Here is a 22,745-nt window from a genome sequence, read left to right as displayed (position 1 = left end):
TACCTCCGACCCCGCTGTCTAGTGCTTTTTTGAAAAAAATGCGCGTTTGGTTATGGTTTGCACATTTTGCCGCTTATTCCTCCACTTTATGGGCGGAGCCACGGCGACCCAGGCCAAAAAGTTTATATGCAGCTGTGACGGCAGCCAGGAAGATCATCCCGACAAACAGCGACATGCGGGTATCTTCATTAAAGTACATTCCAATTAATACGCAAATCAGGAACGCCATCGTCAAATAGTTCGCATACGGGAACAGAATGGAACGGAATGGATGGCTGGCGATCGCTTCTTTGTGCGCCTGTCGGAAACGCAGCTGGCTAATCAAAATGACAAACCACGGTACCATCCCCGGCAGCACGCTGGCGCTATAAACATAAACAAACACGCGCTGCGGATTCGGGATGATGTAGTTCAGGCAAGAGCCAATCAGCAGAATCACAATCGACACCGCTACGCCCGCCACCGGTACACCGACGCGGGAGACTTTACCCATCACCGCCGGCAGCTGTTTGTTTTGCGAGAGCGCGTAAAGCATACGCCCACAGCTGTACATTCCGCTGTTACAGCCGGAGAGCGCCGCCGTCAGCACCACAAAGTTGATAATGGCGGCTGCCGCCGTGATGCCAATCTTAGCGAAGGTTAAGACAAACGGGCTGCCGGTGGTGCCGATCTCGTTCCATGGGAAAATGGTCACGATAACGAAGATCGCGCCCACATAGAAAATCAGGATACGCCACAGTACCTTGCCTACCGCGCTACGCAGCGTGACCTGCGGGTTTTTCGCCTCACCTGCGGTAATGCCGATCAGCTCAACGCCCTGATAGGAGGCGACAACGATACAGAGCGCCGTCAGAAAGCCCTTCCAGCCGCCCGCAAAGAAGCCGCCGTGCCCGGTCAGGTTATCAAAACCGATAGCGTGCCCGCCGTTACCGAAGCCAAAGAAGATGACCCCAAGGCCAACGACAATCATCACGATGATGGTGGTGACTTTGATCATCGCAAACCAGAACTCGATTTCGCCGTAAAGACGAACGGCGGCAAGGTTCGCCAGCGCCACCAGCCCTACGGCAATAAGCGCGGGTATCCACTGGGCCATCTCCGGGAACCAGAACTGCACGTAGACCCCGATGGCGGTGATCTCCGAAATCCCCACGGCCATCCACATAAACCAGTACGACCAGGCCGTGAGATAACCAAAGAACGGGCTCATATACCGGTGGGCGTAAACGGCGAAAGAGCCCGTCACCGGCTCCAGGAACAGCATTTCGCCCATTGAGCGCATGATGAAGAAGACGAACAGTCCGGCAATAATATACGCCAGCAGGACGGAAGGCCCCGCCCACTTCAGCGTGCTTGCCGAGCCCATAAACAGGCCAACGCCGATAGTCCCGCCCAGCGCGATCAGTTCAATATGTCGAGCTTCCAGCCCACGCTGAAGCTCCGGTTTTTTCTCTGCCATAATTCCTCGGTTGTGTTTGCTGTTTCCCGACTTGTTGCCGGGTATTGTTTTGAGGGGTACTGAAATACGGAGCGAATGGTTTCTTAAATTCTGGCAAATGGCAAACAATGCATTAAAAAAATGAATGCATTGCACATAAACTCAGCAGTTTTGCGGGGGGCGTTGCAGCGCGAACAGCAGATCGCGCTGCATATTGATTACATTTTCCCGGTGTAGTGCCAGGCGAGGTAGCGCAGAAGGCGAATCTGTCGTTTTATACGCGTCGGTTGGGAGAGCAGGCGGTAGAGCCACTCCAGCCCCAGATTTTGCCAGACTTTGGGCGCACGCTTAACGTGGCCGGTAAAGACGTCGTAGGTGCCGCCAACGCCCATATAAAGCGCATCCGGGCTGACCAGACGGCAATCGCGCATCAGTATTTCCTGGCGCGGCGACCCCATAGCGACAGTGACAATTTTCGCCCCGCTGTCGCGCACGCGCTCATATAACGCCTGGCGATCTTCCGGCCTGAAATAGCCATCCTGGCTGCCCACAATGTTAACATTCCACTGGTTACGCAGCTTTTGTTCGGTCTGCGCCAGCACCTCTGGCTTGCCACCGATCAAAAATACCGGCGTGCCTTCAGCGCCTGCGCGCTCCATAAGCCGCTCCCAAAGGTCAGCACCCGCCACGCGAGACACATTAGCGTCTGGAAACTTTTTACGAATTGAACGCACCACGCTAATACCGTCTGCGTATTTAAACTCCGCGGCTTCAATCAGGCTTTTCACTTCCGCATTATCTTCAACCGCCAGCATTTTTTCTGCGTTGATGGCCACCAGCGTGCCCGACTTCATCTGCCCGTCCGCGAACAGAAAATCCAGCGCATGCTGCATGTCACGCCAGCCAATCAGCTGTAGCCCGCGCAGCGCATAACGCGGGGCTGAAGTTGTATCCGTCATGATAATCCCTACTCAGACTTGCGACAGCGTTGTGCTGCCCTGTGGCTCACGTCTGTGCACAAGCCCTGCACTGTCAAACAACCAGTACAGCAGTTTTGCCAGCAGCAGACAGAGTCCGAAAACGACCATAAAGAACACCACGCGTGAGACGAATGAATCCAGCCCCTCGCGCGCCAGAACGATCATATTGAAAATGGCACCGAAACAGAAACTGTGCAAAACAGCGGCTTTGTAGCGGTTGGTCTCTTCGTTACCCAGCGTATATAGCCAGTCGAACCATTTTATTATCAGCCCTACCGCGATCGCGCCAGGCAGGATAAACCACGTTCCGCCCATCACTACCAGCGAGCCAATCAGGGTTGGGGAAATCGCCAGACCCGAATGGTTGTTCAGCACTTCCCAGGTGAAGTAGTTCGCCGTGTTCAGGACAATGCCGGGGCGATCGGGCCACAGCCACGTCGGTATAAAGACATAGAAATCGCGAACAATCGGCGCCAGCCCCTGGAATTCGATCTTGTCGTAGTTTTGCAGCAGTAATGCCAGGTTTTCCCACGGCGAGAAGGTGTCGCGCGTCAGATACAGGAAGGTGTAAAACGCTTCGTCGCCGGCCACGTTCAGCCCGTAGCGCTTCAGCGCAAGCCAGAACATCCCCACAATGCCAAAGACGCCTGCCGCCGCCAGCATCCACAGCGAGATCCAGCCGCGAATAATGCCGATAAACAGGAAAATCGCGAAGGCGATAATGATGTTGGCGCGGGTGCCGCCGACGATCATGTAGGTCAGAATGCCAAATGCGACGGTGCTGACCAGGAAGAACAGCCAGGCTTTGCTGTCCTGACGCAGGAAAAAGACCACCAGCATCGCCGGGATAAAGAAATAGAAGAAACGCTTGAGCGCGACGCCGGAGACTTCGGCGGAGAAAATCTGGCTATAGGACTGCAACTTAAACAGTAAAAAGCCGTTATGCATGAAGAAAATCGCCACGCTAACGAGGGCGATAGTCATCAGCATAACCCACGTCAGATGGGTTTCTACCCGGTTCATGGTAAACAGCGGACGACGGGGGGTGGTGTCTTTTGCCGCGCGCAGGCGCGTTTTATAAGTGACGTAGTACACCGCGTAGAAGCAGGTCGCAGAGAGCAGCGCCTGCAACAAGATTTCCGGCGGCGCGACGCCAACATCAAAGCGGAACACGAGGATGCTGGTCAGCGGGAAGCCAAAGAAAAAGGTCAGCAAAAACAGCAGCGAGAAGAATACGTTGAAGTTAAAACGTACCCGCCGGAATTCAAACCAGGTGAGCGTGGCGATAAACAGCGTGCTCAGCAGCCAGACCACCAGCAAGCCGCTAAACTGCAACTGGCTCATGCGTTGTCTCCTGAAGCAATACGCAGCGCGCGGTGCCACGGCGTGAGGTAGTTCGGGCTGAAAAAGTCGATGCTATTTTTATCCACCAGCGTGAGCTGACGCTGCGCTTCCCGTACCACCTCGACATTAAGCGTGTCAGAGGTAAATAGCACCGGAACATGCTGCTCGGCCATGTCCTGCCAGAACGGGTTTTCGCGGTTGAGCACGCAGGGTACGCCCGCCTGAATCAGCAGACACAGCGTGCCAATCCCCTGCTGACGGGCAAAGATGAAATAGCCCAGATCGCATTTTCGCAGCAGCGCGAGATAGTCATCAAATTCCAGCTTATCGCTGAGAATGTGCAGGTTTTCCGCGCTAAACAGCGCAAGCCCCTGCTGGCGAACTTCATCGATGTAGGCGTCGTTATTGGCGGGATAGCCCATCGGCACCACCACGTTCACCGTGTCGCCAAACTGCTGATGCACCGCCCTCAGCGCCGCGACATGCTCGTTACTGCGATCGCCGGAATTCCCCACCAGGATGGTCAGCTTGCCCTCTCGAACCGTGTCATTCGCCATGGTGTTCAGCGCCGGATCCATACGGGTCGGGAAATAGAGCAGCTCCCCGCGAACCTTCGGGTGCTGTTTAGCAAAATAGTTGAGATCGCCTCGGGTAGCAAAAACGCAGCCCACGCGCGCCTGCGCCAGACGACGCAGCGGATAGAAAAGTCGGAACTTCCAGCCACGGGAGACTTCGTAGAGATCCGCTCCCCAGATATGCCAGCTGAACTGAGAAGGTTTGATCCCGCCGCTTAACAGCGCCAGCCACAGTCCGGTATTGAACTGTCCATGGAAGAAGAAACGTTGGCTTCGATCCGCTTTGGCTTTAGCAACCACGGCCTTCGTCAGCGCCGCTTTGTCTGGCCAGAAGGTGATATGCAATGCCGGACACGCCGCGCTCAGGCCGCTGTCGCGTCCAACGACCATAAACTCACGCGCATCGGGCGTGCCGGATGCCAGTTCATCGTTGAAGAACCGCAGAACGGTCTGGTTATGATGCGGGATATCCGATCCCAGTATGTGTATCAGTGCAGTCATGCGCGTTTACGCCAAAGTAAAAATACGCCGCAACAGGCAGCGAAATAAACGATATAAGTTGCCATATAGGCCTGCGCCGCCCCCAGCGCACCGTGGGTGGGGATCAGCCAGTGAGAAAATGCCGTTAGCAGCGCAAACTGGCCGATCTCTGCCAGGATATACAACCGCAGCGAAGCCTTCGCAATCACCAGATAGCCGAAAACGTATGCCCCCACTTTCAGCACATCGCCGACCAGTTGCCAGGCAAACAGATCGCGCATGGCGGTAAACTTCGCTGAAAACAGCAGCCAGATGGCGAAATCACGCAGTAACCAGACGGTAAAGCTGGCGATCGCAACGGCCGGCAACACGAAACGCAGGGCGCGAAAAATCTCGCGGGTAATATCCTGCCTGGACGTCAGGCGCGATAAGGTTGGCAGCAAATAGACGCTAAAGGAAGCCGTAATAAATTGGAGGTAAGCATCTGAAATGCTGCTTACGCCCTGCCAGATCCCCACTTCATCCCAGCTGTAATGCGCTGCCAGCAGGTTTCGCATCATCACGTAAGCCACGGGAAGCGTTACCGAAGTGATGAGCGCCATCAGGGTAAACTTTCCTAGCTGCCCCGCCAGTATCTTGTCCCACTGCGGTTTCAGGTAACTCAGCGGGACATTGCCTCTGCGCATCAGCATAAACGCTGCCGGAACGACAACGAGCGCAGGCACCAGCGCCAGCCCCAGCAGCGCGCCTTCATAGCCGCCCAGCCGATAGCAGAAGTAGTAGGCGATAACGCCGATAATGCTGCCGAGGATCAGAGCCAGCGCATTCCCGGCGGCATCACGGAAGCCTTTCATCAGCGCCAGCAGCAGGTTCGCCCAGGCGATGCCCATCTGAACGAACGCCACCAGGCGCACCAGTCCCTGATAGTGCGTGTGTCCGAACAGTCCCTGACTAACAGGTGCCGCCGCCAGCAAAAAGACGATGGCCAGCAACGTAGAGAAGCCCAGCACCATAGCAGAGGAGGTGCCCACCACCGTGCGAAGCTTTTCGGCATCGTCATGATGCTGCGCGACGTATTTGGTGACGCCATTGAATATCCCGGCACCTGCCAGCACGCCAAGCACCGTGACCAGCTGGCGGAAGTTCCCTGCCAGCCCAACGCCTGACGGACCAAATGAGACGGCCAGCAGCTTGACGACCAGTAACCCGGCGCCAATTTTTACTAGCGTGGACGCTGCCGTCCACACCGACGCTTTTGCCAGAGACATATCAGGCGAAATAACTCAGAAGCGAATTGATCACCGTACGCTGGTTCACCGGCGCGAGGTTGTAGAACAGGGGCAGGCGGAGCAGACGTTCGCTCTCTTTGGTGGTGTAGCGGTCTTCACCGGCAAACATCCCGAAGGCTTCGCCAGCCGGGCTGGAGTGCAGCGGAATATAGTGGAATACCGCCATAATTTCCGCCTCCTTCAGCCAGGCAATCAGCTTGCTGCGATCGTCGTTATCGCGCAGCTTGATATAGAACATGTGGGCGTTGTGGATGCAGTCTGCCGGAATAGTCGGCAGTTCAATACGTCCGGCTTTAGCCAGCGGCTCCAGCGCGTCGTAGTAGGTTTGCCACAGGGAGAGGCGTTGCAGATTGATGCGCTCTGCCGCTTCCAGCTGCGCCCAGAGATACGCGGCCTGCAAGTCCGCCATCAGGTAGCTTGAGCCGATATCGCGCCAGGTGTATTTATCCACCTGACCGCGGAAGAACTGGCTGCGGTTGGTCCCTTTTTCACGGATCACTTCCGCACGCTCCACAAGGGCACGATCGTTAATCAGCGTCGCGCCGCCTTCGCCGCCTGCGGTGTAGTTTTTGGTTTCGTGGAAGCTAAAGCAGCCGATATGACCGATGGTTCCCAGCGCGCGACCTTTGTAGGTGGACATCACGCCCTGCGCGGCGTCTTCCACCACGAACAGGTTGTGCTTTTTGGCGATGGCCATGATGGTGTCCATTTCACAGGCCACGCCCGCGTAATGCACCGGAACAATCGCCCGCGTTTTGTCGGTGATCGCCGCTTCAATCAGCGTTTCGTTGATGTTCATGGTATCCGGACGGATATCCACAAACACGATTTTCGCCCCGCGCAGGACAAACGCGTTCGCCGTGGAGACGAAGGTGTAGCTCGGCATGATCACTTCATCGCCGGGCTGAATATCCAGCAGCAGCGCAGCCATTTCGAGCGATGCGGTACAGGACGGCGTCAGCAGCACCTTGGCACTGTGAAAACGTTGCTCCATCCACTGCTGGCAGCGACGGGTAAAACCACCGTCGCCACAGAGCTTGCCGCTGCCCATAGCCGACTGCATGTAATCAAGTTCAGTGCCCACAACGGGAGGCGCGTTAAATGGAATCATCTTGTCACCTGTATAACCAGTAGGCGGTGGCGTCGATGCTGGCACCACTCGCAATATAACGTTTAAGCGCAGCGGTGTTGCCCATCTGGGTTGCGACCCGCAGCGTCGATACCTGTTGTTGCTCCGCCCAGTGCAGCGCCGCCTGCATGAGTTTTTCGCCCATGCCGCGCCCGGCTAACAAACCGATGCGCGCCTCTTGCTCGTTGAGCCTGCGAAGCGAAACAAAACCCTGAATCTGCCCACCGGCAGTACGGAACACCAGACAGACGTGGTCAAACGTGCCTTTAACCGCATTCTCTATCCACCGGGCATAAAAGCGGCCGCTGTCATCGGGCGCATACCAGGGCGCCCGGAAACGGCTTTGAGCGAAAGCCAGCGCCGCCATCTTGCGCAGCGCGGGGATATCCTGCTCCGTTGCAATTTCCGTGCCCGGTGAGCCGTGGCGGGCCACGGTAACAGAGAGATCAACCTCGCCCTCGACCAGCCGGAATCCGTGCTGCTGGAGCGCGTCCAGCAGATCGGCGCGGTCCGCCGGGATCTTAGCCTGAACGCGCTGCCAGGCGCTGAAGTCTGCGTCCTGCAACGCAGGAGCGTTATCGCGCAGACGCACTATCGCTGAGGGGAGCGAAAAAAATACGCTTTCCCACTCAAGGGACTCCAGCACGCCGTTGAGAGTAATCAACGCCAAACGCCCTTAGTATCAACAATATACTGCTGACGCACGGCATCAGCGGAGACCGCTTTAAACGCATTGTGATCCACCAGCAGCACCAGCACATCCGCCGTCGCCAGCGCGTCATCCAGTGCGGTAAGGGTGCAGTGACCGGCAAGTTTTGCCGGCAACGCATGAATATTCGGCTCAACCACCAGCGTTTCACCGGTGTGCCAGGCTGCGATCGTTTCGGCAATTTCCATTGCCGGGCTTTCGCGCAGATCGTCAATATTCGGTTTGAATGCCAGACCAAAGCAGGCAATTTTCAGCTCACTGGCACGTTTGCCGCTGTCGGCGAGGCAATCCGCCACCGTGGCTTTCACCTGGTTGATAACCCAGTGCGGTTTGTGGTCGTTTACTTCGCGCGCGGTGCGAATCAGGCGTGCCTGTTCCGGATTCTGCGCCACGATAAACCACGGATCGACCGCGATACAGTGCCCACCCACACCCGGCCCCGGCTGAAGGATGTTCACGCGTGGGTGACGATTGGCAAGGCGAACAAGTTCCCAGACGTTAATCCCCTGATCGGCGCAAATCAACGACAGTTCATTCGCAAATGCAATGTTAACATCGCGGAAGCTGTTTTCGGTCAGTTTGCACATCTCGGCGGTGCGGGAGTTGGTCACCACGCATTCGCCTTCAAGGAAGATCTTATACAGCTCGCTGGCGCGCGCGGAGCAGACTGGGGTCATGCCGCCAATCACGCGGTCATTTTTAATCAGTTCCACCATCACCTGGCCTGGCAGTACGCGCTCAGGGCAGTAGGCGATGTTGATATCGGCCTGGTCGCCCGCCTGCTGGGGGAAGCTGAGATCGGGACGCGCCTCGGCCAGCCACTGTGCCATCTGCTCGGTTGCCCCAACAGGTGAAGTGGACTCAAGAATAACCAGTGCCCCTTTCTTCAGCACAGGCGCAATGGATTTTGCCGCCGCCTCGACGTAAACCATGTCAGGCTCGTGATCGCCTTTAAAGGGCGTAGGCACCGCAATCAGGTACGCATCGGCTTCTACCGGCGTGGTGCTGGCGCGCAGGAAGCCACCGTCCACCGCCTTTTTCACCACGCGATCGAGATCGGGCTCCACGATATGAATTTCGCCACGGTTGATGGTTTCTACCGCATGCGCGTTGATATCTACGCCAATAACCTGCTTTTGACGAGAGGCAAAGGCCGCCGCAGTAGGCAGCCCGATATAGCCGAGACCAACAACAGAGATGGTAGTAAAACTCATAGCGTTACCCGATTGTGTTTAAGTGCGTGCAAAATACGTCCACAAGCCTGCCCGTCCCCGTACGGGTTATGGGCACGGCTCATCGCCTGATACTCTTCTTCGTCATGCAGTAAGCGCGTGACCTCTTCGACAATACGACGCGGATCCGTTCCCACCAGACGCACGGTACCGGCAGTGACCGCTTCCGGACGTTCAGTGGTTTCGCGCATCACCAGTACCGGCTTACCGAGGGAAGGCGCCTCTTCCTGAATGCCGCCAGAATCGGTCAGGATCAGCCAGGCGTGGTTCATCAGCCAGACAAATGGCAGATAGTCCTGCGGCTCTATCAGGAGCACGTTTTCCACGTGGCCCAGGATACGGTTGACCGGTTCGCTGACGTTAGGGTTAAGGTGCACCGGATAGACAATCTGCACATCCTCATTCTGCGCGGCGATTTCAGCCAGCGCGTGGCAGATTTGCTCAAAGCCACGGCCAAAACTTTCGCGGCGGTGTCCCGTCACCAGAATCGTTTTCTTGCCGTTGTTCAGGAATGGATAGCGCGCAGCGAGTTCTGCCTGAAGCTCGCTGTTAGCCAGCACGCGGTCACGCACCCAAATCAGCGCATCAATGACCGTATTGCCGGTAACGAAGATTTTGCTGTCGCTGATATTTTCGCGCAGCAGGTTCTGACGTGAGTTCTCGGTTGGCGCAAAATGGTACATCGCCAGGTGACCGGTGAGCGTACGGTTGGCCTCTTCCGGCCACGGGGAATAAAGATTGCCGGTACGCAGTCCCGCTTCGACATGGCCAACAGGGATACGCTGATAGAACGCGGCCAGGCTGGTCGCCACGGTGGTGGTGGTGTCGCCGTGCACCAGCACTACATCCGGCTTGAACGACTCCAGAATAGGCTTTAATTCTTGCAGAATACGGCAGGTGATTTCCGTCAGTCCCTGTCCCGGTTTCATTATATTGAGATCGTAATCCGGGACGATAGAAAAGAGGGTTAAGACCTGATCGAGCATCTCACGGTGCTGGGCAGTCACGCACACTTTCGCTTCAATATCAGGATCTCTGGCCAGCGCATGAACCAGAGGCGCCATCTTGATGGCCTCCGGCCTGGTGCCAAATACGGTTAGTACTTTCACATCGATTCTCTTCGATTAGACGATGAAGGCCGCAGCCTTCATCGTAGACGGCGTTCTTAGTTTGTGCGGCGACGCAATAACGCTACGCCAGCGCCAGTCAGTGCGCCCACAATCCCCCACATGATCATCAGGAATGCGCGACGCGGACTATCGCGTTTTACAGGCTCTTCAGGCGTTCTTAAATAACGATAGGTCTGAAAACGCGGGTCCAGCGTTGGACCGACGTTGAGCGTATTGAGCATGGCGCGGTTTTGGTCGTAATCAAGGTCAAAGTCAGGGCCAACGGCCTGGATATTTTCCAGACGTGCCTGAAGCATTGGGCGACCAAGAAGGAACATTTCTGAATCAGGGAGTTCGTCAGCCGGAACATCCGTTTCGCTACGGGAAATATTGTGCTGTTCCGCAATCTTCAGCGCCTGCTCAATATTATGCACGCGACGGGCGAAGATGGCCTTAGCGACCTCTTCCTGACGTTTGACCTGCGCTTTCATCTGGATAGTTCGCGCAGCCCAGGCGCCTTTCAGCTCGTCATTCAGATGACTGGCCGCACGCTGGCTGGCAAAAGCAACGTACTGACGCAACAGGTTATTGGCGTCAGGCGCCGTTTCCGCAATCAGCTTCACGCTGTCGCTAACGTTACGGAGCACATCGCCAGGCATAAACTGAATGTTGTTGATTAAATCATCCAGCAGCGCGGCATCCGCTTTGCTGTTACCGACCATACGCTGCTTGTAGTAGTCTGTCTGGGACCAGAAATCGCGACGTGTATCCCACGACGCCAGCTGCATCACAAACTCTTTGTAGGACTCATCCATCACCGAGGCCTGATCCGGGGTCGCCAGATTGGCCTTGATATCAAGATTACGCAGGAATTGCTGCTGGGAGTAGTAGCCTCCAAGCATATTCACCGTTGGTCGGTCTGTGATCGCCGTGGCGCTCCACTCTTGTTTCGCAAAGAAGGTGTAGGCAAGCGCTAACAGCGCGAACCCCAGGCCAATCCCCACAATCCACAGTTTGCCCTGCCATAACACTCGAAACAAACCACGAATATCCAGCTCGTTCTCAGTGCCCACTGATTTCGCTCCCGCCAACGGTTGAGTCATCATAGTCCCGGTTTTACTTAGTTAATGTTGTGTTTTTGCCACTGTTCCGACGCATCCTGCGTTTTAAACGTTTAATAAAACGCGCGACTTTCCATGCACGCTTGATGCAGTAACCGTACATGAAAAATGCTAGCAAGAATAATACCAACATTACCCATTCAGGAATGAAATGAGCATATTCCGCGGCAACGCCAATCGCAGCCAGAATAGCAGCCGCTAGCGTAATCAGCACAAACGCCTGACGAGACGTGAAGCCGGCGCGCATAATCAGATGATGAATATGCTGCCGGTCCGCAGAAAATGGGCTCATTCCTTTACGCAGACGACGATACATAATCGCCACCATATCCATCAGCGGAATGGCAATGATCCAAAGCGCTGTAACCGGGCTGATTGGATGTGTTTTACCCTGAGTGGTTTCCAATAAGATCCAGATAATAGTGAAACCAATCAATGTGCTACCCGCATCGCCCATAAAGACTTTATAGCGACGGCCCAGCGCGCCAAGATTTAAAAGAATATAGGGCAGAATGGCCGCAATCATAGCAAAACACCACATTGCCAGGCTGTATTGACCATCAAACCATAAGATTATGCCAATGGCAGCAAATGAAACACAAGATAGTCCGCCCAATAAACCATCAATTCCATCTACCATATTAAATGCATTGATGGCGACCCATACGGCAAAGAGTGTAAGGAAGTAACCAAACGGCCCAAGTACCATCTCCCAAGAACCAAAAATGTATCCAAGACTGCTAAGGTGAAGGTTTGCCGCCACCATCATGGCAAGAGCAACTGCAGCCTGCACGAAGGCTCGAATTTTTACACTGATATCGTAGCGATCATCAAGTGCCCCCACAACAACCAGAACAGACGCACAGCACAGGTACAGCCTGGCATGTGGGATATAGTAATCCGCGATAGCAAAAGTGAAAGAAACACCTGCAAAAACGGAGATTCCGCCCACCAAGGGAATCATACCTTGGTGCCGTTTACGGAAGTTAGGTTTGTCCACTAAACCGACATATTTTGCTACCTTACGTGCTAAAAAAAGAAAGCAAGTAGTGAACAAAAAAATACTGGTGAGTTCAGCAAACGTATCGAATAGGTTCACAACGGATGTTCTCAACATATGTTAGTCAAAGAAGTATAACCATGATGGCATCAAGCCAGAAGGCATAAAGCACACCTCTTGCGACCCATTTGTTTATTATTCAAGCTATTAATATTTTCACTGTGCGAATTTTCTTATTGTCGCACCGACCGGGCAAAATTGGGAGTGTGTGGTAATAGCGTATAGCCCATAAATAAAAAACGCCACGTAAAAACGTGGCGTTTACTGGGATTATTTGCGTTACGAGCGTTTCATCATGTCGAAGAAATCGTCGTTCGTTTTAGTCATCGCCAGTTTGTTAATGAGGAATTCCATTGCGTCGATTTCGCCCATTGGATGGATGATTTTGCGCAGGATCCACATTTTCTGCAGCTCTTCCTGAGTGGTAAGCAGCTCTTCTTTACGGGTACCGGAACGGTTGTAGTCAATCGCCGGGAAGACGCGTTTTTCTGCGATTTTACGAGAAAGGTGCAGTTCCATGTTGCCTGTACCTTTAAACTCTTCGTAGATAACTTCGTCCATTTTGGAGCCGGTATCGATCAGCGCCGTCGCGATAATGGTCAGGCTACCGCCCTCTTCCACGTTACGCGCCGCACCGAAGAAACGCTTCGGACGATGCAGGGCGTTGGCATCCACACCACCGGTCAGTACTTTACCGGAAGCCGGCACCACGGTGTTGTAGGCACGCGCCAGACGGGTAATGGAATCAAGCAGGATGATCACGTCTTTCTTGTGCTCAACCAGGCGTTTCGCCTTCTCGATAACCATTTCCGCAACCTGAACGTGGCGGGAAGCAGGCTCGTCGAAGGTTGACGCAACCACTTCCCCTTTCACCAGACGCTGCATCTCGGTCACTTCTTCCGGACGTTCGTCAATCAGCAGCACCATCAGCACACAGTCTGGATGGTTGTAAGCAATGCTCTGCGCGATGTTTTGCAGCAGCATGGTTTTACCGGCTTTTGGCGGCGCCACAATCAGACCACGCTGGCCACGACCAATTGGCGATGCCAGATCCAGCACACGAGCGGTTAAGTCTTCAGTAGACCCGTTACCACGCTCCATACGCAGACGAGAGTTCGCGTGCAGCGGCGTTAAGTTCTCGAACAGGATCTTATTGCGGGAGTTTTCCGGTTTGTCGTAGTTGACTTCATTAACCTTCAACAGCGCAAAGTAGCGTTCACCCTCTTTTGGAGGACGAATCTTACCTGAAATGGTGTCACCAGTGCGGAGGTTGAAACGGCGGATTTGGCTAGGGGATACGTAGATGTCGTCAGGGCCGGCGAGGTAGGAGCTGTCTGCAGAGCGGAGGAAACCAAATCCGTCTTGCAGTATCTCCAGCACACCGTCGCCAAAGATATCTTCGCCACTCTTAGCGTGTTGCTTCAGGATGGCGAAAATGATGTCCTGCTTGCGCATACGAGCCTGGTTTTCCAGTCCCATATTTTCGCCGAGAGTGATCAGCTCAGAAACCGGCGTATTCTTTAATTCGGTAAGATTCATAATGGTGTGGGTTCTTAAACTCGGGGTGATTCTCGAACTTAATGTTGTGAATGGTATGGCAGGGTCATCCATGCCTGTTTAGCGGCCATCACCTCATGTCTGTTCGCTGTCTGGTCACAGGGAAAGAACGCAGAACTGAAACGACAAGACGGATTGAGTGACAAGCCCGGAATCTAGCAACTTCACGCACTGTTTAAGTTAACAACGGGAAGTATCGGGTAAAACAAGATTCAAACAACAAGATATGTTTAAAACGTAGTCATAGCTAACTTAGCACGACTAAAGCCGGGCGTCCAGAGCTCACCATTAATTAGGCGCTCTGGACGCTCAGCGGAGAAACCTTACGCCAGGTTAGCGTCCAGGAACTCTTTCAGTTGACCTTTGGACAGTGCGCCCACTTTGGTCGCCGCCACGTCACCGTTCTTGAACAGCAGCAGGGTCGGGATGCCACGGATACCGTATTTTGGCGCGGTGCCCGGGTTCTGGTCGATGTTCAGCTTGGCAACGGTCAGTTTGCCCTGATATTCGTCAGCGATTTCATCCAGAATCGGAGCGATCATTTTGCAAGGACCACACCATTCAGCCCAGAAATCAACGAGGATCAGCCCGTCAGCTTTAAGTACGTCCGTGTCAAAACTGTCGTCAGTCAGGTGAATAATTTTATCGCTCATATATAACTCCACAGGAATAAGCCTGGTACGTTGGTTTTGTCTCCACCAACGACGTGTTGATGTCGCATTAACCAACTAAAGGTTGACTTTATTTCACCGGATACGCTTTCGTAAAGCAATAGTAAGCTGATATTCTACCACACTATGAGCAAAACACATTTAACAGAACAGAAGTTTTCCGACTTCGCCCTGCACCCAAAGGTGATCGAAGCCCTTGAAACTAAAGGGTTTCATAACTGCACGCCCATTCAGGCTCTCGCCCTGCCGCTGACGCTGGCCGGTCGTGATGTTGCAGGGCAGGCGCAAACCGGTACTGGCAAAACGATGGCGTTTTTAACGTCAACGTTTCATTATTTACTTTCTCACCCAGCGATTGCAGACCGCAAAGTTAACCAGCCGCGCGCGCTAATTATGGCCCCGACGCGAGAACTGGCGGTACAGATCCACGCAGACGCTGAGCCCCTGGCGCAAGCCACTGGCCTGAAACTTGGCCTGGCCTATGGCGGCGACGGCTACGATAAACAGCTGAAAGTGCTGGAAAGCGGCGTGGATATCCTGATTGGGACCACAGGCCGTCTTATCGACTACGCTAAACAGAACCATATCAACCTCGGCGCAATCCAGGTCGTGGTGCTGGATGAAGCAGACCGCATGTACGATCTGGGCTTCATTAAAGACATCCGCTGGCTGTTCCGCCGTATGCCTGCGGCAAACCAGCGTCTGAACATGCTGTTCTCCGCAACCCTTTCATACCGCGTACGTGAACTCGCATTCGAGCAGATGAACAATGCGGAATATGTGGAAGTAGAACCGGAGCAGAAAACCGGGCACCGCATTAAAGAAGAGCTCTTCTATCCTTCTAATGAAGAGAAAATGCGCCTGCTACAAACCCTGATCGAAGAAGAGTGGCCGGATCGCGCGATCATCTTCGCGAACACCAAACACCGCTGTGAAGATATCTGGGGCCACCTGGCGGCAGATGGTCACCGTGTGGGCCTGCTGACCGGCGACGTGGCGCAGAAAAAACGCCTGCGCATTCTCGACGAATTTACTCGTGGCGACCTTGATATTCTGGTCGCGACCGACGTGGCGGCCCGTGGCCTGCACATTCCAGCCGTGACGCACGTCTTTAACTATGACCTGCCAGATGACTGTGAAGACTATGTACACCGTATCGGTCGTACCGGTCGTGCCGGCGCAAGCGGTCACTCCATCAGCCTTGCATGTGAAGAGTATGCGCTGAACCTTCCGGCCATTGAGACCTATATCGGTCACTCTATTCCACAGAGTAAATACAATCCGGACGCGCTGATGAGCGAACTGCCGCCACCTAAGCGCCTTACCCGTCCACGTACCGGTAATGGCCCGCGTCGTTCCGGCGGTGCGCCGCGTAATCGTCGTCGTTCAGGTTAAAAAATGATGCTCAGTTCCACCTCGCTTTATGCGGCAATTGATCTCGGTTCGAATAGTTTTCATATGCTGGTTGTACGCGAGGTGGCGGGAAGCATACAGACGCTGACGCGCATCAAGCGCAAGGTCCGCCTGGCGGCGGGCCTGAGCAGCGATAATCACCTCTCTCCCGAAGCCATGGAACGTGGCTGGCAGTGTCTGCGCCTCTTTGCAGAGCGTCTGCAGGACATACCGCATGCCCAAATCCGCGTTGTCGCGACCGCGACGCTCCGTCTGGCGGTTAATGCCGTCGATTTTATTGCCAAAGCGCAGGAAATTCTCGGCTGCCCGGTGCAAGTCATCAGCGGTGAAGAAGAAGCGCGTCTGATATATCAGGGCGTGGCGCACACTACCGGGGGCGACGATCGCCGTCTGGTGGTGGATATTGGCGGAGCGAGTACTGAACTGGTGACCGGCACGGGTGCCCAGGCGACCTCGTTGTTCAGTCTGTCGATGGGCTGCGTAACCTGGCTTGAGCGCTACTTTACTGACCGCAATCTCGCGCAAGAAAACTTCGACGAGGCTGAAAATGCCGCGCGTGAAGTGCTGCGTCCGGTCATGGACGAACTGCGCTACCACGGCTGGAAAGTGTGTGTTGGGGCGTCAGGAACTGTACAGGCGTTGCAGGAAATCATGATGGCGCAGGGGATGGATGAGCGGATCACGCTTGCTAAACTCCAGCAGCTTAAACAGCGCGCCATTCAATGTGGTCGTCTGGAAGAGCTGGAAATTGAAGGGCTGACGCTCGAACGTGCGCTGGTCTTCCCCAGCGGGCTAGCCATTCTCATCGCCATTTTTACCGAGCTAAACATCCAGTGCATGACCCTGGCAGGCGGCGCACTGCGCGAAGGTCTGGTCTATGGGATGCTGCATCTTTCGGTGGATCAGGACATTCGAAGCCGTACGCTACGTAACGTCCAGCGCCGCTTTATTGTGGATACCGATCAGGCGCAGCGAGTGGGCCAACTGGCATCGCTCTTTGCGGATCAGGTTAAACCACGTTGGGATATCGAACCGTTAAGCCGCGATTTGCTGCTAAGTGCGTGTGCGTTGCATGAAATTGGGCTTAGCGTTGAGTACAAACAAGCGCCGCTACACGCAGCCTGGCTGGTGCGTAATCTCGATTTGCCGGGCTACACTCCCGCGCAGAAAAAATTGCTCGCGACCCTGCTGCTGAATCAAACCAACGCCGTTGACCTCTCTTCACTCCATCAGCAAAATGCTGTACCGCCGCGCGTGGCCGAACATCTCTGCCGCTTACTTCGTCTGGCGATTCTGTTTGCCAGCCGGCGTCGCGACGATCTCCTCCCGGCCATTACGCTGGTGGCAGACGATGAAAAACTGACGCTGACGCTGCCGGAAAATTGGCTAGAAAATCATCCGCTTGGAGCAGAGTTGATCGAGCAGGAGTGCCAGTGGCAGAGCTATGTGCACTGGGCGCTTGATGTGAAGTGACCCTTTGAAGCGTGCCGGGTGGCGGCTTCGCCTTACCCGGCCTACAAAATTGTTATCCCTTCTCTTTGGCTTTCGCCAGCATGGCGCGTATGTTCGCCACGTTGGCTTGACCCTTGTGCATCCGCTCTTCAGCGGTAATAGCTTTACGCTCCTGCTCCCAGATAAGATCGTCCTGAGGCAACTCCAGCAGGAAACGGCTCGGCTCCGGGCGCACCAGCTCACCATACTGACGGCGCTCTTTGCACAGCGTAAACGTCAGCTCTTTCTGCGCACGGGTGATCCCCACGTAGGCCAGACGGCGCTCTTCGTCGACGTTATCTTCATCAATGCTGCTCTGGTGCGGCAGCAGGCCCTCTTCCATCCCCACCAGATAGACATACGGGAACTCCAGCCCTTTCGAGGCATGCAACGTCATCAGCTGGACCTGATCGGCTTCTTCTTCACTCTCGCCGCGCTCCATCATATCGCGCAGCGTGAACCGGGTGACCACCTGCGTCAGGGTCATCGGCTCGTCAATCTCAGATCCTTCAAGCATTTCGGTCATCCAGCTGAAGAGCTGGTTAACGTTTTTCATGCGCATTTCTGCCGCTTTCGGGCTGGCGGAGGTTTCATACAACCAGGATTCGTAATCAATGCCGTGGATCAGATCGCGTACTGCCGCCACGGGCTCGCGCTCTGCCAGACGCTGCACCTCACCCAGCCAGTGGGTAAAGCGGGTTAAGGCGTCATAGCCGCGCCCGGTCAGGGTCTGGCTCAGCCCCATATCGAAGCTGGCGGTGAACAGACTTTTGTTGCGGGTCATCGCCCATTCACCCAGCTTTTGCAGCGTCGCAGAGCCAATCTCGCGCTTCGGCGTATTTACAATGCGCAGGAAAGCGCTGTCGTCATCCGGGTTGGTCAGCACGCGCAGATAGGCCAGCAGATCCTTGATTTCCGGACGCGAAAAGAACGACGTACCGCCGGAGATTTTGTAGGGGATGCGGTTCTGCATCAGCATCTTTTCAAAGACGCGCGACTGGTGGTTTCCGCGATAGAGGATCGCGTAATCCTTGTATTCAGTTTTGTTGACGAAGTGATGGGCAATCAGCTCGCCGGTTACGCGCTCCGCTTCGTGCTCTTCGTTATTGGCGCTAAGGACTTTCAGCTCGGTCCCGTAACCCAGTTCAGAGAACAGGCGCTTCTCAAAGACGTGCGGGTTGTTGGCAATCAGGATGTTCGCCGCCTTCAGGATACGCCCGGAAGAACGGTAGTTCTGCTCCAGTTTAATCACCTGCAACGCCGGGAAGTCTTTGCTCAGCAGCACCAGGTTTTGCGGACGTGCGCCACGCCATGAGTAAATCGACTGATCGTCATCGCCTACAACGGTAAAACGCGCGCGCTGTCCTACCAGCAGCTTCACCAGCTCGTACTGGCTGGTGTTGGTATCCTGGTATTCATCCACCAGCAGGTAACGAATTTTGTTCTGCCAGCGCTCGCGCACCTCTTCATTCCGCTGAAGCAGCAGCGTCGGCAGCAGGATCAGATCGTCGAAATCCAGTACGTTGCAGGCTTTCATATGCGCGTCGTACAGGCCATAGCAGTGGGCAAAGATGCGGTCACGCTCGCCTTTGGCACTTGCCGCAGCCTGGGCCGGCGTCATCAGATCGTTTTTCCAGTTCGAGATCGTCGAGATCAGCTGTTGCAACAGCACTTTGTCATCTTCGATCAGCCCTTCCGTCAGCTCTTTGAGCAGCGCCACCTGGTCGGTGTCATCAAAGAGCGAAAAGTTGGACTTCATTCCCAGCGCCGCGTATTCGCGCTTGATGATATCCAGACCCAGCGTGTGGAAGGTGGAGATCATCAGCCCGCGCGCCTCTTTACGGCCCAGCGTCTGGCCGACGCGCTCTTTCATCTCACGCGCCGCTTTGTTGGTAAAGGTGACCGCCGCGATATGGCGCGCCTGGTATCCACAACCCCGAATTAAGTGGGCGATTTTGTTGGTGATCACGCGTGTTTTACCGGATCCCGCTCCCGCCAGCACCAGGCAGGGTCCGGTGACGAATTCGACAGCTTGTTGTTGTCCGGGGTTTAAACGCATAAATGATCACTCAATGAAAGTCGGGAGAGGAGGAAAAACGCGTGGTAGTATACCGATCGTAAACTCGTTGACTCAAGGCACGATCATGGCAAAAACAGCAGCAGCACTGCATATCCTTGTTAAAGAAGAAAAACTGGCACAGGATCTGCTCGAACAGATTAAAAACGGCGCCGACTTCGGCAAACTGGCGAAGAAACACTCGATTTGCCCGTCAGGCAAACGCGGTGGTGACTTAGGCGAGTTCCGCCAGGGCCAGATGGTTCCGGCGTTTGATAAAGTGGTCTTCTCCTGCCCGGTGCTGGAGCCAACCGGCCCACTGCATACGCAGTTCGGCTATCACATTATCAAAGTGTTATACCGCAACTAATCAAAAGCCCGGTGCATTAACTCACCGGGCTTTTTTATTTGAGTGTTCCAGCGTTCAGATACCGTCGCCGTATTCGAAGGTGTGGTGAATACCGTTAAAGTGCTGATCCATATCCATCGACGGTTTATCGCTGTCTGGCTTACCGACGATGCGCGCCGGGACGCCAGCGGCGGTGGTGTGCGGCGGTACAGGCTGGAGCACAACCGATCCCGCGCCAATTTTTGCGCCGCGTCCGACTTCAATATTGCCAAGGATTTTAGCACCCGCGCCAATCATCACCCCTTCACGAATTTTCGGATGGCGATCGCCGCTGGTTTTACCGGTACCGCCCAGCGTAACGGATTGCAGAATCGACACGTCATCTTCGATCACCGCCGTTTCACCGACAACAATGCCGGTGGCGTGATCGAGCATGATCCCGCGGCCAATTTTCGCCGCCGGGTGAATATCGACCTGGAAGGTCACGGAAACCTGGTTTTGCAGGAAGATGGCCAGCGCGCGGCGTCCCTCATTCCATAACCAGTGGCCGATGCGGTACGCCTGTAAGGCGTGGAAGCCTTTGAGATACAGCAGCGGCGTGGAGTATTTATCCACCGCCGGGTCACGCGTGCGCACGGCCTGAATATCGCAGGCGGCAGAAGCAATCATTTCCGGATCGGCAGCGTAGGCCTCTTCCACCACCTCGCGAATAGCGATAGCAGGCATGATAGGGGAAGCCAGTTTATTGGCGAGCATGTAGCTCAGGGCGCTGCCGAGATTTTCGTGCTTGAGTAGCGTCGCGTGATAAAAACTGGCCAGCATGGGCTCACAGTCGGCCAACGCTCGGGCTTCGGCTTTAATATTATTCCAGACGATATCCAGTTCTTCACACGGCATTGCTTGCTCCAGACGATAGTTAATGACCAGCCAGTTCTGCGCTGGCTGGGTCATTCAGGTGACGATACTTCCCGGCTAATTGCTGCTGCGCTCGTCCTTGCGCGCACGACCTAATAAGGTCAATGCTGCCTCGCGCGCATTTTTTCCGCAATACAATACCTGATAAATTTCCTCGGTTATTGGCATTTCGACACCGAAACGATGCGCCAATTCGCGAACTTCTTTGGTATTGCGATAGCCTTCAACCACCTGACCAATCTTCTCCTGCGCGCTTTTGACATCGCTGCCCTGTCCGAGCATCATGCCAAAGCGGCGGTTACGCGACTGGTTGTCGGTGCAGGTCAGCACCAGGTCGCCCAGCCCAGCCATCCCCATAAAGGTGGCCGGATCGGCGCCCAGCGCTTCGCCCAGGCGTGACATTTCGGTCAGGCCACGGGTGATCAGCGCCGTACGCGCATTCGCGCCGAAGCCGATGCCGTCAGACATCCCGGCCCCAATGGCAATGACGTTCTTCACCGCACCGCCCAGCTGTACGCCGATAAAATCAGGGTTGCTGTACACGCGGAAGCTTTTGCCGCAGTGCAGCAGTTGCTGAAGATCGTCGGAAAATGCCTGGTCGGTGGACGCCAGCGAGATCGCCGTCGGCAAGCCCGCAGCCAGCTCTTTGGCGAATGTCGGCCCGGAGATCACCGCCAGCGGGATCGCTGTTCCCAGCGCTTCGCGGGCAACGTCCTGCAACAGACGTCCGGTTTCCGCTTCCAGCCCCTTCGTCGCCCACACAATACGCGCATCCGCACGCATCAGCGGCTTAATCTGACGCAGGACTTCGCCAAACACATGGCTTGGCACCACAATCAAAATATTGCGGCTGGCCGCCAGCGCGGTTGCGAGGTCGCTTTCCAGATACAGAGAGTCAGGGAACGGAACGTCCGGGAGAAACGCCACGTTGCAGCGGTCGTGTTGCAACGTCGCGATATGTTTTGGATCGTGGCCCCACAGGACCACGTCGTGACCATTTCTTGCCAGTGTGATGGCAAGAGCGGTGCCGTAAGAGCCGGCACCGATCACAGTCATTGACGCATTAACAGTGCTCATCAGGCATCCTGATGTTGTTCGGCACCTTCGCCAGCCTGCTGCTGTAGATAGTTCATAAACAGCGCATCAAAGTTGACTGGCGCAAGGTTCAGTTGCGGGAATGTACCGCGAGAAACCAGGCTGGTGATGCATTCACGCGCATACGGGAACAGGATGTTCGGGCAGTATGCACCCAGGCAATGCGCCATCTGGTTACCTTCGATGCCGCCGATAGAGAAGATACCGCCCTGCTGGACTTCGCACAGGAATGCAGTTTCTTCGCCCAGGGAGGCGGTCACGGTGACACGCAGTACGACTTCATACACGTCATCCGCCAGCTGGGTGGATGCGGTATCCAGATCAAGTTTAACCTCTGGCTGCCAGTCTTTCTGGAAAACGTGCGGCGCATTTGGCGCTTCGAAAGAGACATCCTTGGTGTAGATGCGCTGGATCTGGAAAGTCATCTCGGTGTTGTTTTGTTCTGACATGGAAAAACCCTTTTTAATTGTCCTAAAGTCTCTAGCTCAGCAGCGGATCGAGTCCACCGCGGGCGTCGAGCGCATACAAGTCATCACAGCCGCCAATGTGCTGCGCATCAATAAAAATCTGTGGAACCGTTGTGCGACCACTGCGTTGGATCATCTCTTCGCGTTTAATCGCGTCACCATCAATCGGCAGTTCCTTAAACGTTACGCCTTTGCTGGACAGCAGCGCTTTCGCTCGGTGGCAGAACGGGCACGTTGCTTTGGTGTAGATCTCAATATTGGCCAT

Annotated in this window: 21 protein-coding genes; 3 read left to right on the top strand and 18 right to left on the bottom strand. The window is 55.0% G+C overall.

What is annotated here, in order from left to right:
• Positions 1-73: 73 nt before the first annotated feature.
• The 13 genes from L2Y28_RS00830 to trxA all read right to left on the bottom strand — a co-directional run bounded on the left by L2Y28_RS00830 (position 74) and on the right by trxA (position 14,676).
• Positions 74-1,459 carry an amino acid permease gene (locus tag L2Y28_RS00830; protein ID WP_022646654.1) on the bottom strand — a complete coding sequence of 462 codons (1,386 nt, stop codon included), beginning with the start codon at positions 1,457-1,459 and terminating at the stop codon, positions 74-76.
• A 197-nt stretch (positions 1,460-1,656) separates the two neighbouring features.
• Positions 1,657-2,397, bottom strand: coding sequence for a lipopolysaccharide N-acetylmannosaminouronosyltransferase (gene wecG, locus L2Y28_RS00825; RefSeq protein ID WP_022646653.1), 741 nt, complete (start codon positions 2,395-2,397; stop codon positions 1,657-1,659).
• Positions 2,398-2,409: 12 nt separating this feature from the next.
• Complete coding sequence (gene wzyE / locus L2Y28_RS00820) at positions 2,410-3,762, bottom strand: ECA oligosaccharide polymerase (RefSeq protein WP_017693948.1); 1,353 nt, start codon at positions 3,760-3,762, stop codon at positions 2,410-2,412.
• Positions 3,759-4,838 carry a TDP-N-acetylfucosamine:lipid II N-acetylfucosaminyltransferase gene (locus tag L2Y28_RS00815; protein ID WP_022646652.1) on the bottom strand — a complete coding sequence of 360 codons (1,080 nt, stop codon included), beginning with the start codon at positions 4,836-4,838 and terminating at the stop codon, positions 3,759-3,761. The genes wzyE and L2Y28_RS00815 overlap by 4 nt, the downstream gene beginning before the upstream one ends.
• Complete coding sequence (gene wzxE / locus L2Y28_RS00810) at positions 4,835-6,085, bottom strand: lipid III flippase WzxE (protein ID WP_022646651.1); 1,251 nt, start codon at positions 6,083-6,085, stop codon at positions 4,835-4,837. Before wzxE ends, L2Y28_RS00815 begins: the two co-directional genes overlap by 4 nt.
• A gap of 1 nt (position 6,086) precedes the next feature.
• Complete coding sequence (gene rffA / locus L2Y28_RS00805; RefSeq protein WP_022646650.1) at positions 6,087-7,217, bottom strand: dTDP-4-amino-4,6-dideoxygalactose transaminase; 1,131 nt, start codon at positions 7,215-7,217, stop codon at positions 6,087-6,089.
• 4 nt (positions 7,218-7,221) lie between these two features.
• A complete protein-coding gene (gene rffC / locus L2Y28_RS00800; protein WP_022646649.1) occupies positions 7,222-7,899 on the bottom strand; it encodes a dTDP-4-amino-4,6-dideoxy-D-galactose acyltransferase in 678 nt (225 codons plus the stop codon).
• Positions 7,896-9,158: a UDP-N-acetyl-D-mannosamine dehydrogenase gene (wecC, locus tag L2Y28_RS00795; protein ID WP_022646648.1), complete on the bottom strand. Its 1,263-nt coding sequence runs from the start codon at positions 9,156-9,158 to the stop codon at positions 7,896-7,898. Before wecC ends, rffC begins: the two co-directional genes overlap by 4 nt.
• The gene (gene wecB, locus L2Y28_RS00790) at positions 9,155-10,285 is read right to left on the bottom strand and encodes a non-hydrolyzing UDP-N-acetylglucosamine 2-epimerase (RefSeq protein WP_032622055.1); all 1,131 of its coding nucleotides are present in this window, start codon (positions 10,283-10,285) and stop codon (positions 9,155-9,157) included. Before wecB ends, wecC begins: the two co-directional genes overlap by 4 nt.
• A gap of 56 nt (positions 10,286-10,341) precedes the next feature.
• A complete protein-coding gene (gene wzzE, locus L2Y28_RS00785) occupies positions 10,342-11,388 on the bottom strand; it encodes an ECA polysaccharide chain length modulation protein (protein WP_022646646.1) in 1,047 nt (348 codons plus the stop codon).
• Between the two features lie 13 nt (positions 11,389-11,401).
• Positions 11,402-12,523 carry a UDP-N-acetylglucosamine--undecaprenyl-phosphate N-acetylglucosaminephosphotransferase gene (gene wecA / locus L2Y28_RS00780; protein ID WP_047359830.1) on the bottom strand — a complete coding sequence of 374 codons (1,122 nt, stop codon included), beginning with the start codon at positions 12,521-12,523 and terminating at the stop codon, positions 11,402-11,404.
• 222 nt (positions 12,524-12,745) lie between these two features.
• A complete protein-coding gene (gene rho, locus L2Y28_RS00775) occupies positions 12,746-14,005 on the bottom strand; it encodes a transcription termination factor Rho (RefSeq protein ID WP_001054528.1) in 1,260 nt (419 codons plus the stop codon).
• A gap of 341 nt (positions 14,006-14,346) precedes the next feature.
• Entirely contained in the window at positions 14,347-14,676 is a 330-nt protein-coding gene (trxA, locus tag L2Y28_RS00770; RefSeq protein ID WP_006812392.1) for a thioredoxin TrxA, read from the bottom strand.
• A gap of 144 nt (positions 14,677-14,820) precedes the next feature.
• Between trxA and rhlB the strand changes: the two genes are divergently transcribed.
• Both rhlB and gppA read left to right on the top strand, forming a co-directional pair.
• Positions 14,821-16,089, top strand: coding sequence for an ATP-dependent RNA helicase RhlB (gene rhlB, locus L2Y28_RS00765; protein ID WP_022646644.1), 1,269 nt, complete (start codon positions 14,821-14,823; stop codon positions 16,087-16,089).
• A 6-nt stretch (positions 16,090-16,095) separates the two neighbouring features.
• Positions 16,096-17,580, top strand: coding sequence for a guanosine-5'-triphosphate,3'-diphosphate diphosphatase (gene gppA, locus L2Y28_RS00760; RefSeq protein ID WP_032622109.1), 1,485 nt, complete (start codon positions 16,096-16,098; stop codon positions 17,578-17,580).
• Between the two features lie 52 nt (positions 17,581-17,632).
• Here gppA and rep read toward each other — a convergent pair whose 3' ends face one another.
• A complete protein-coding gene (gene rep, locus L2Y28_RS00755) occupies positions 17,633-19,657 on the bottom strand; it encodes a DNA helicase Rep (RefSeq protein ID WP_022646642.1) in 2,025 nt (674 codons plus the stop codon).
• 85 nt (positions 19,658-19,742) lie between these two features.
• Between rep and ppiC the strand changes: the two genes are divergently transcribed.
• On the top strand, positions 19,743-20,024 hold the full coding sequence (ppiC, locus tag L2Y28_RS00750; protein WP_006812396.1) for a peptidylprolyl isomerase PpiC: 282 nt from the start codon (positions 19,743-19,745) through the stop codon (positions 20,022-20,024).
• A gap of 54 nt (positions 20,025-20,078) precedes the next feature.
• Here ppiC and cysE read toward each other — a convergent pair whose 3' ends face one another.
• The 4 genes from cysE to grxC form a co-directional block, all read right to left on the bottom strand.
• On the bottom strand, positions 20,079-20,900 hold the full coding sequence (gene cysE, locus L2Y28_RS00745; RefSeq protein ID WP_022646641.1) for a serine O-acetyltransferase: 822 nt from the start codon (positions 20,898-20,900) through the stop codon (positions 20,079-20,081).
• Positions 20,901-20,975: 75 nt separating this feature from the next.
• A complete protein-coding gene (gene gpsA, locus L2Y28_RS00740) occupies positions 20,976-21,995 on the bottom strand; it encodes an NAD(P)H-dependent glycerol-3-phosphate dehydrogenase (RefSeq protein ID WP_006812398.1) in 1,020 nt (339 codons plus the stop codon).
• Positions 21,995-22,462, bottom strand: a complete 468-nt coding sequence (gene secB, locus L2Y28_RS00735; RefSeq protein WP_003860835.1) for a protein-export chaperone SecB — start codon at positions 22,460-22,462, stop codon at positions 21,995-21,997. Before secB ends, gpsA begins: the two co-directional genes overlap by 1 nt.
• A gap of 31 nt (positions 22,463-22,493) precedes the next feature.
• Positions 22,494-22,745: a glutaredoxin 3 gene (gene grxC, locus L2Y28_RS00730; protein ID WP_003860837.1), complete on the bottom strand. Its 252-nt coding sequence runs from the start codon at positions 22,743-22,745 to the stop codon at positions 22,494-22,496.

The sequence above is a fragment of the Enterobacter sp. JH25 genome, from assembly GCF_021725435.1.
Taxonomy (GTDB): domain Bacteria; phylum Pseudomonadota; class Gammaproteobacteria; order Enterobacterales; family Enterobacteriaceae; genus Enterobacter; species Enterobacter intestinihominis.
This window is presented reverse-complemented; position numbering and strand designations above follow the sequence as displayed.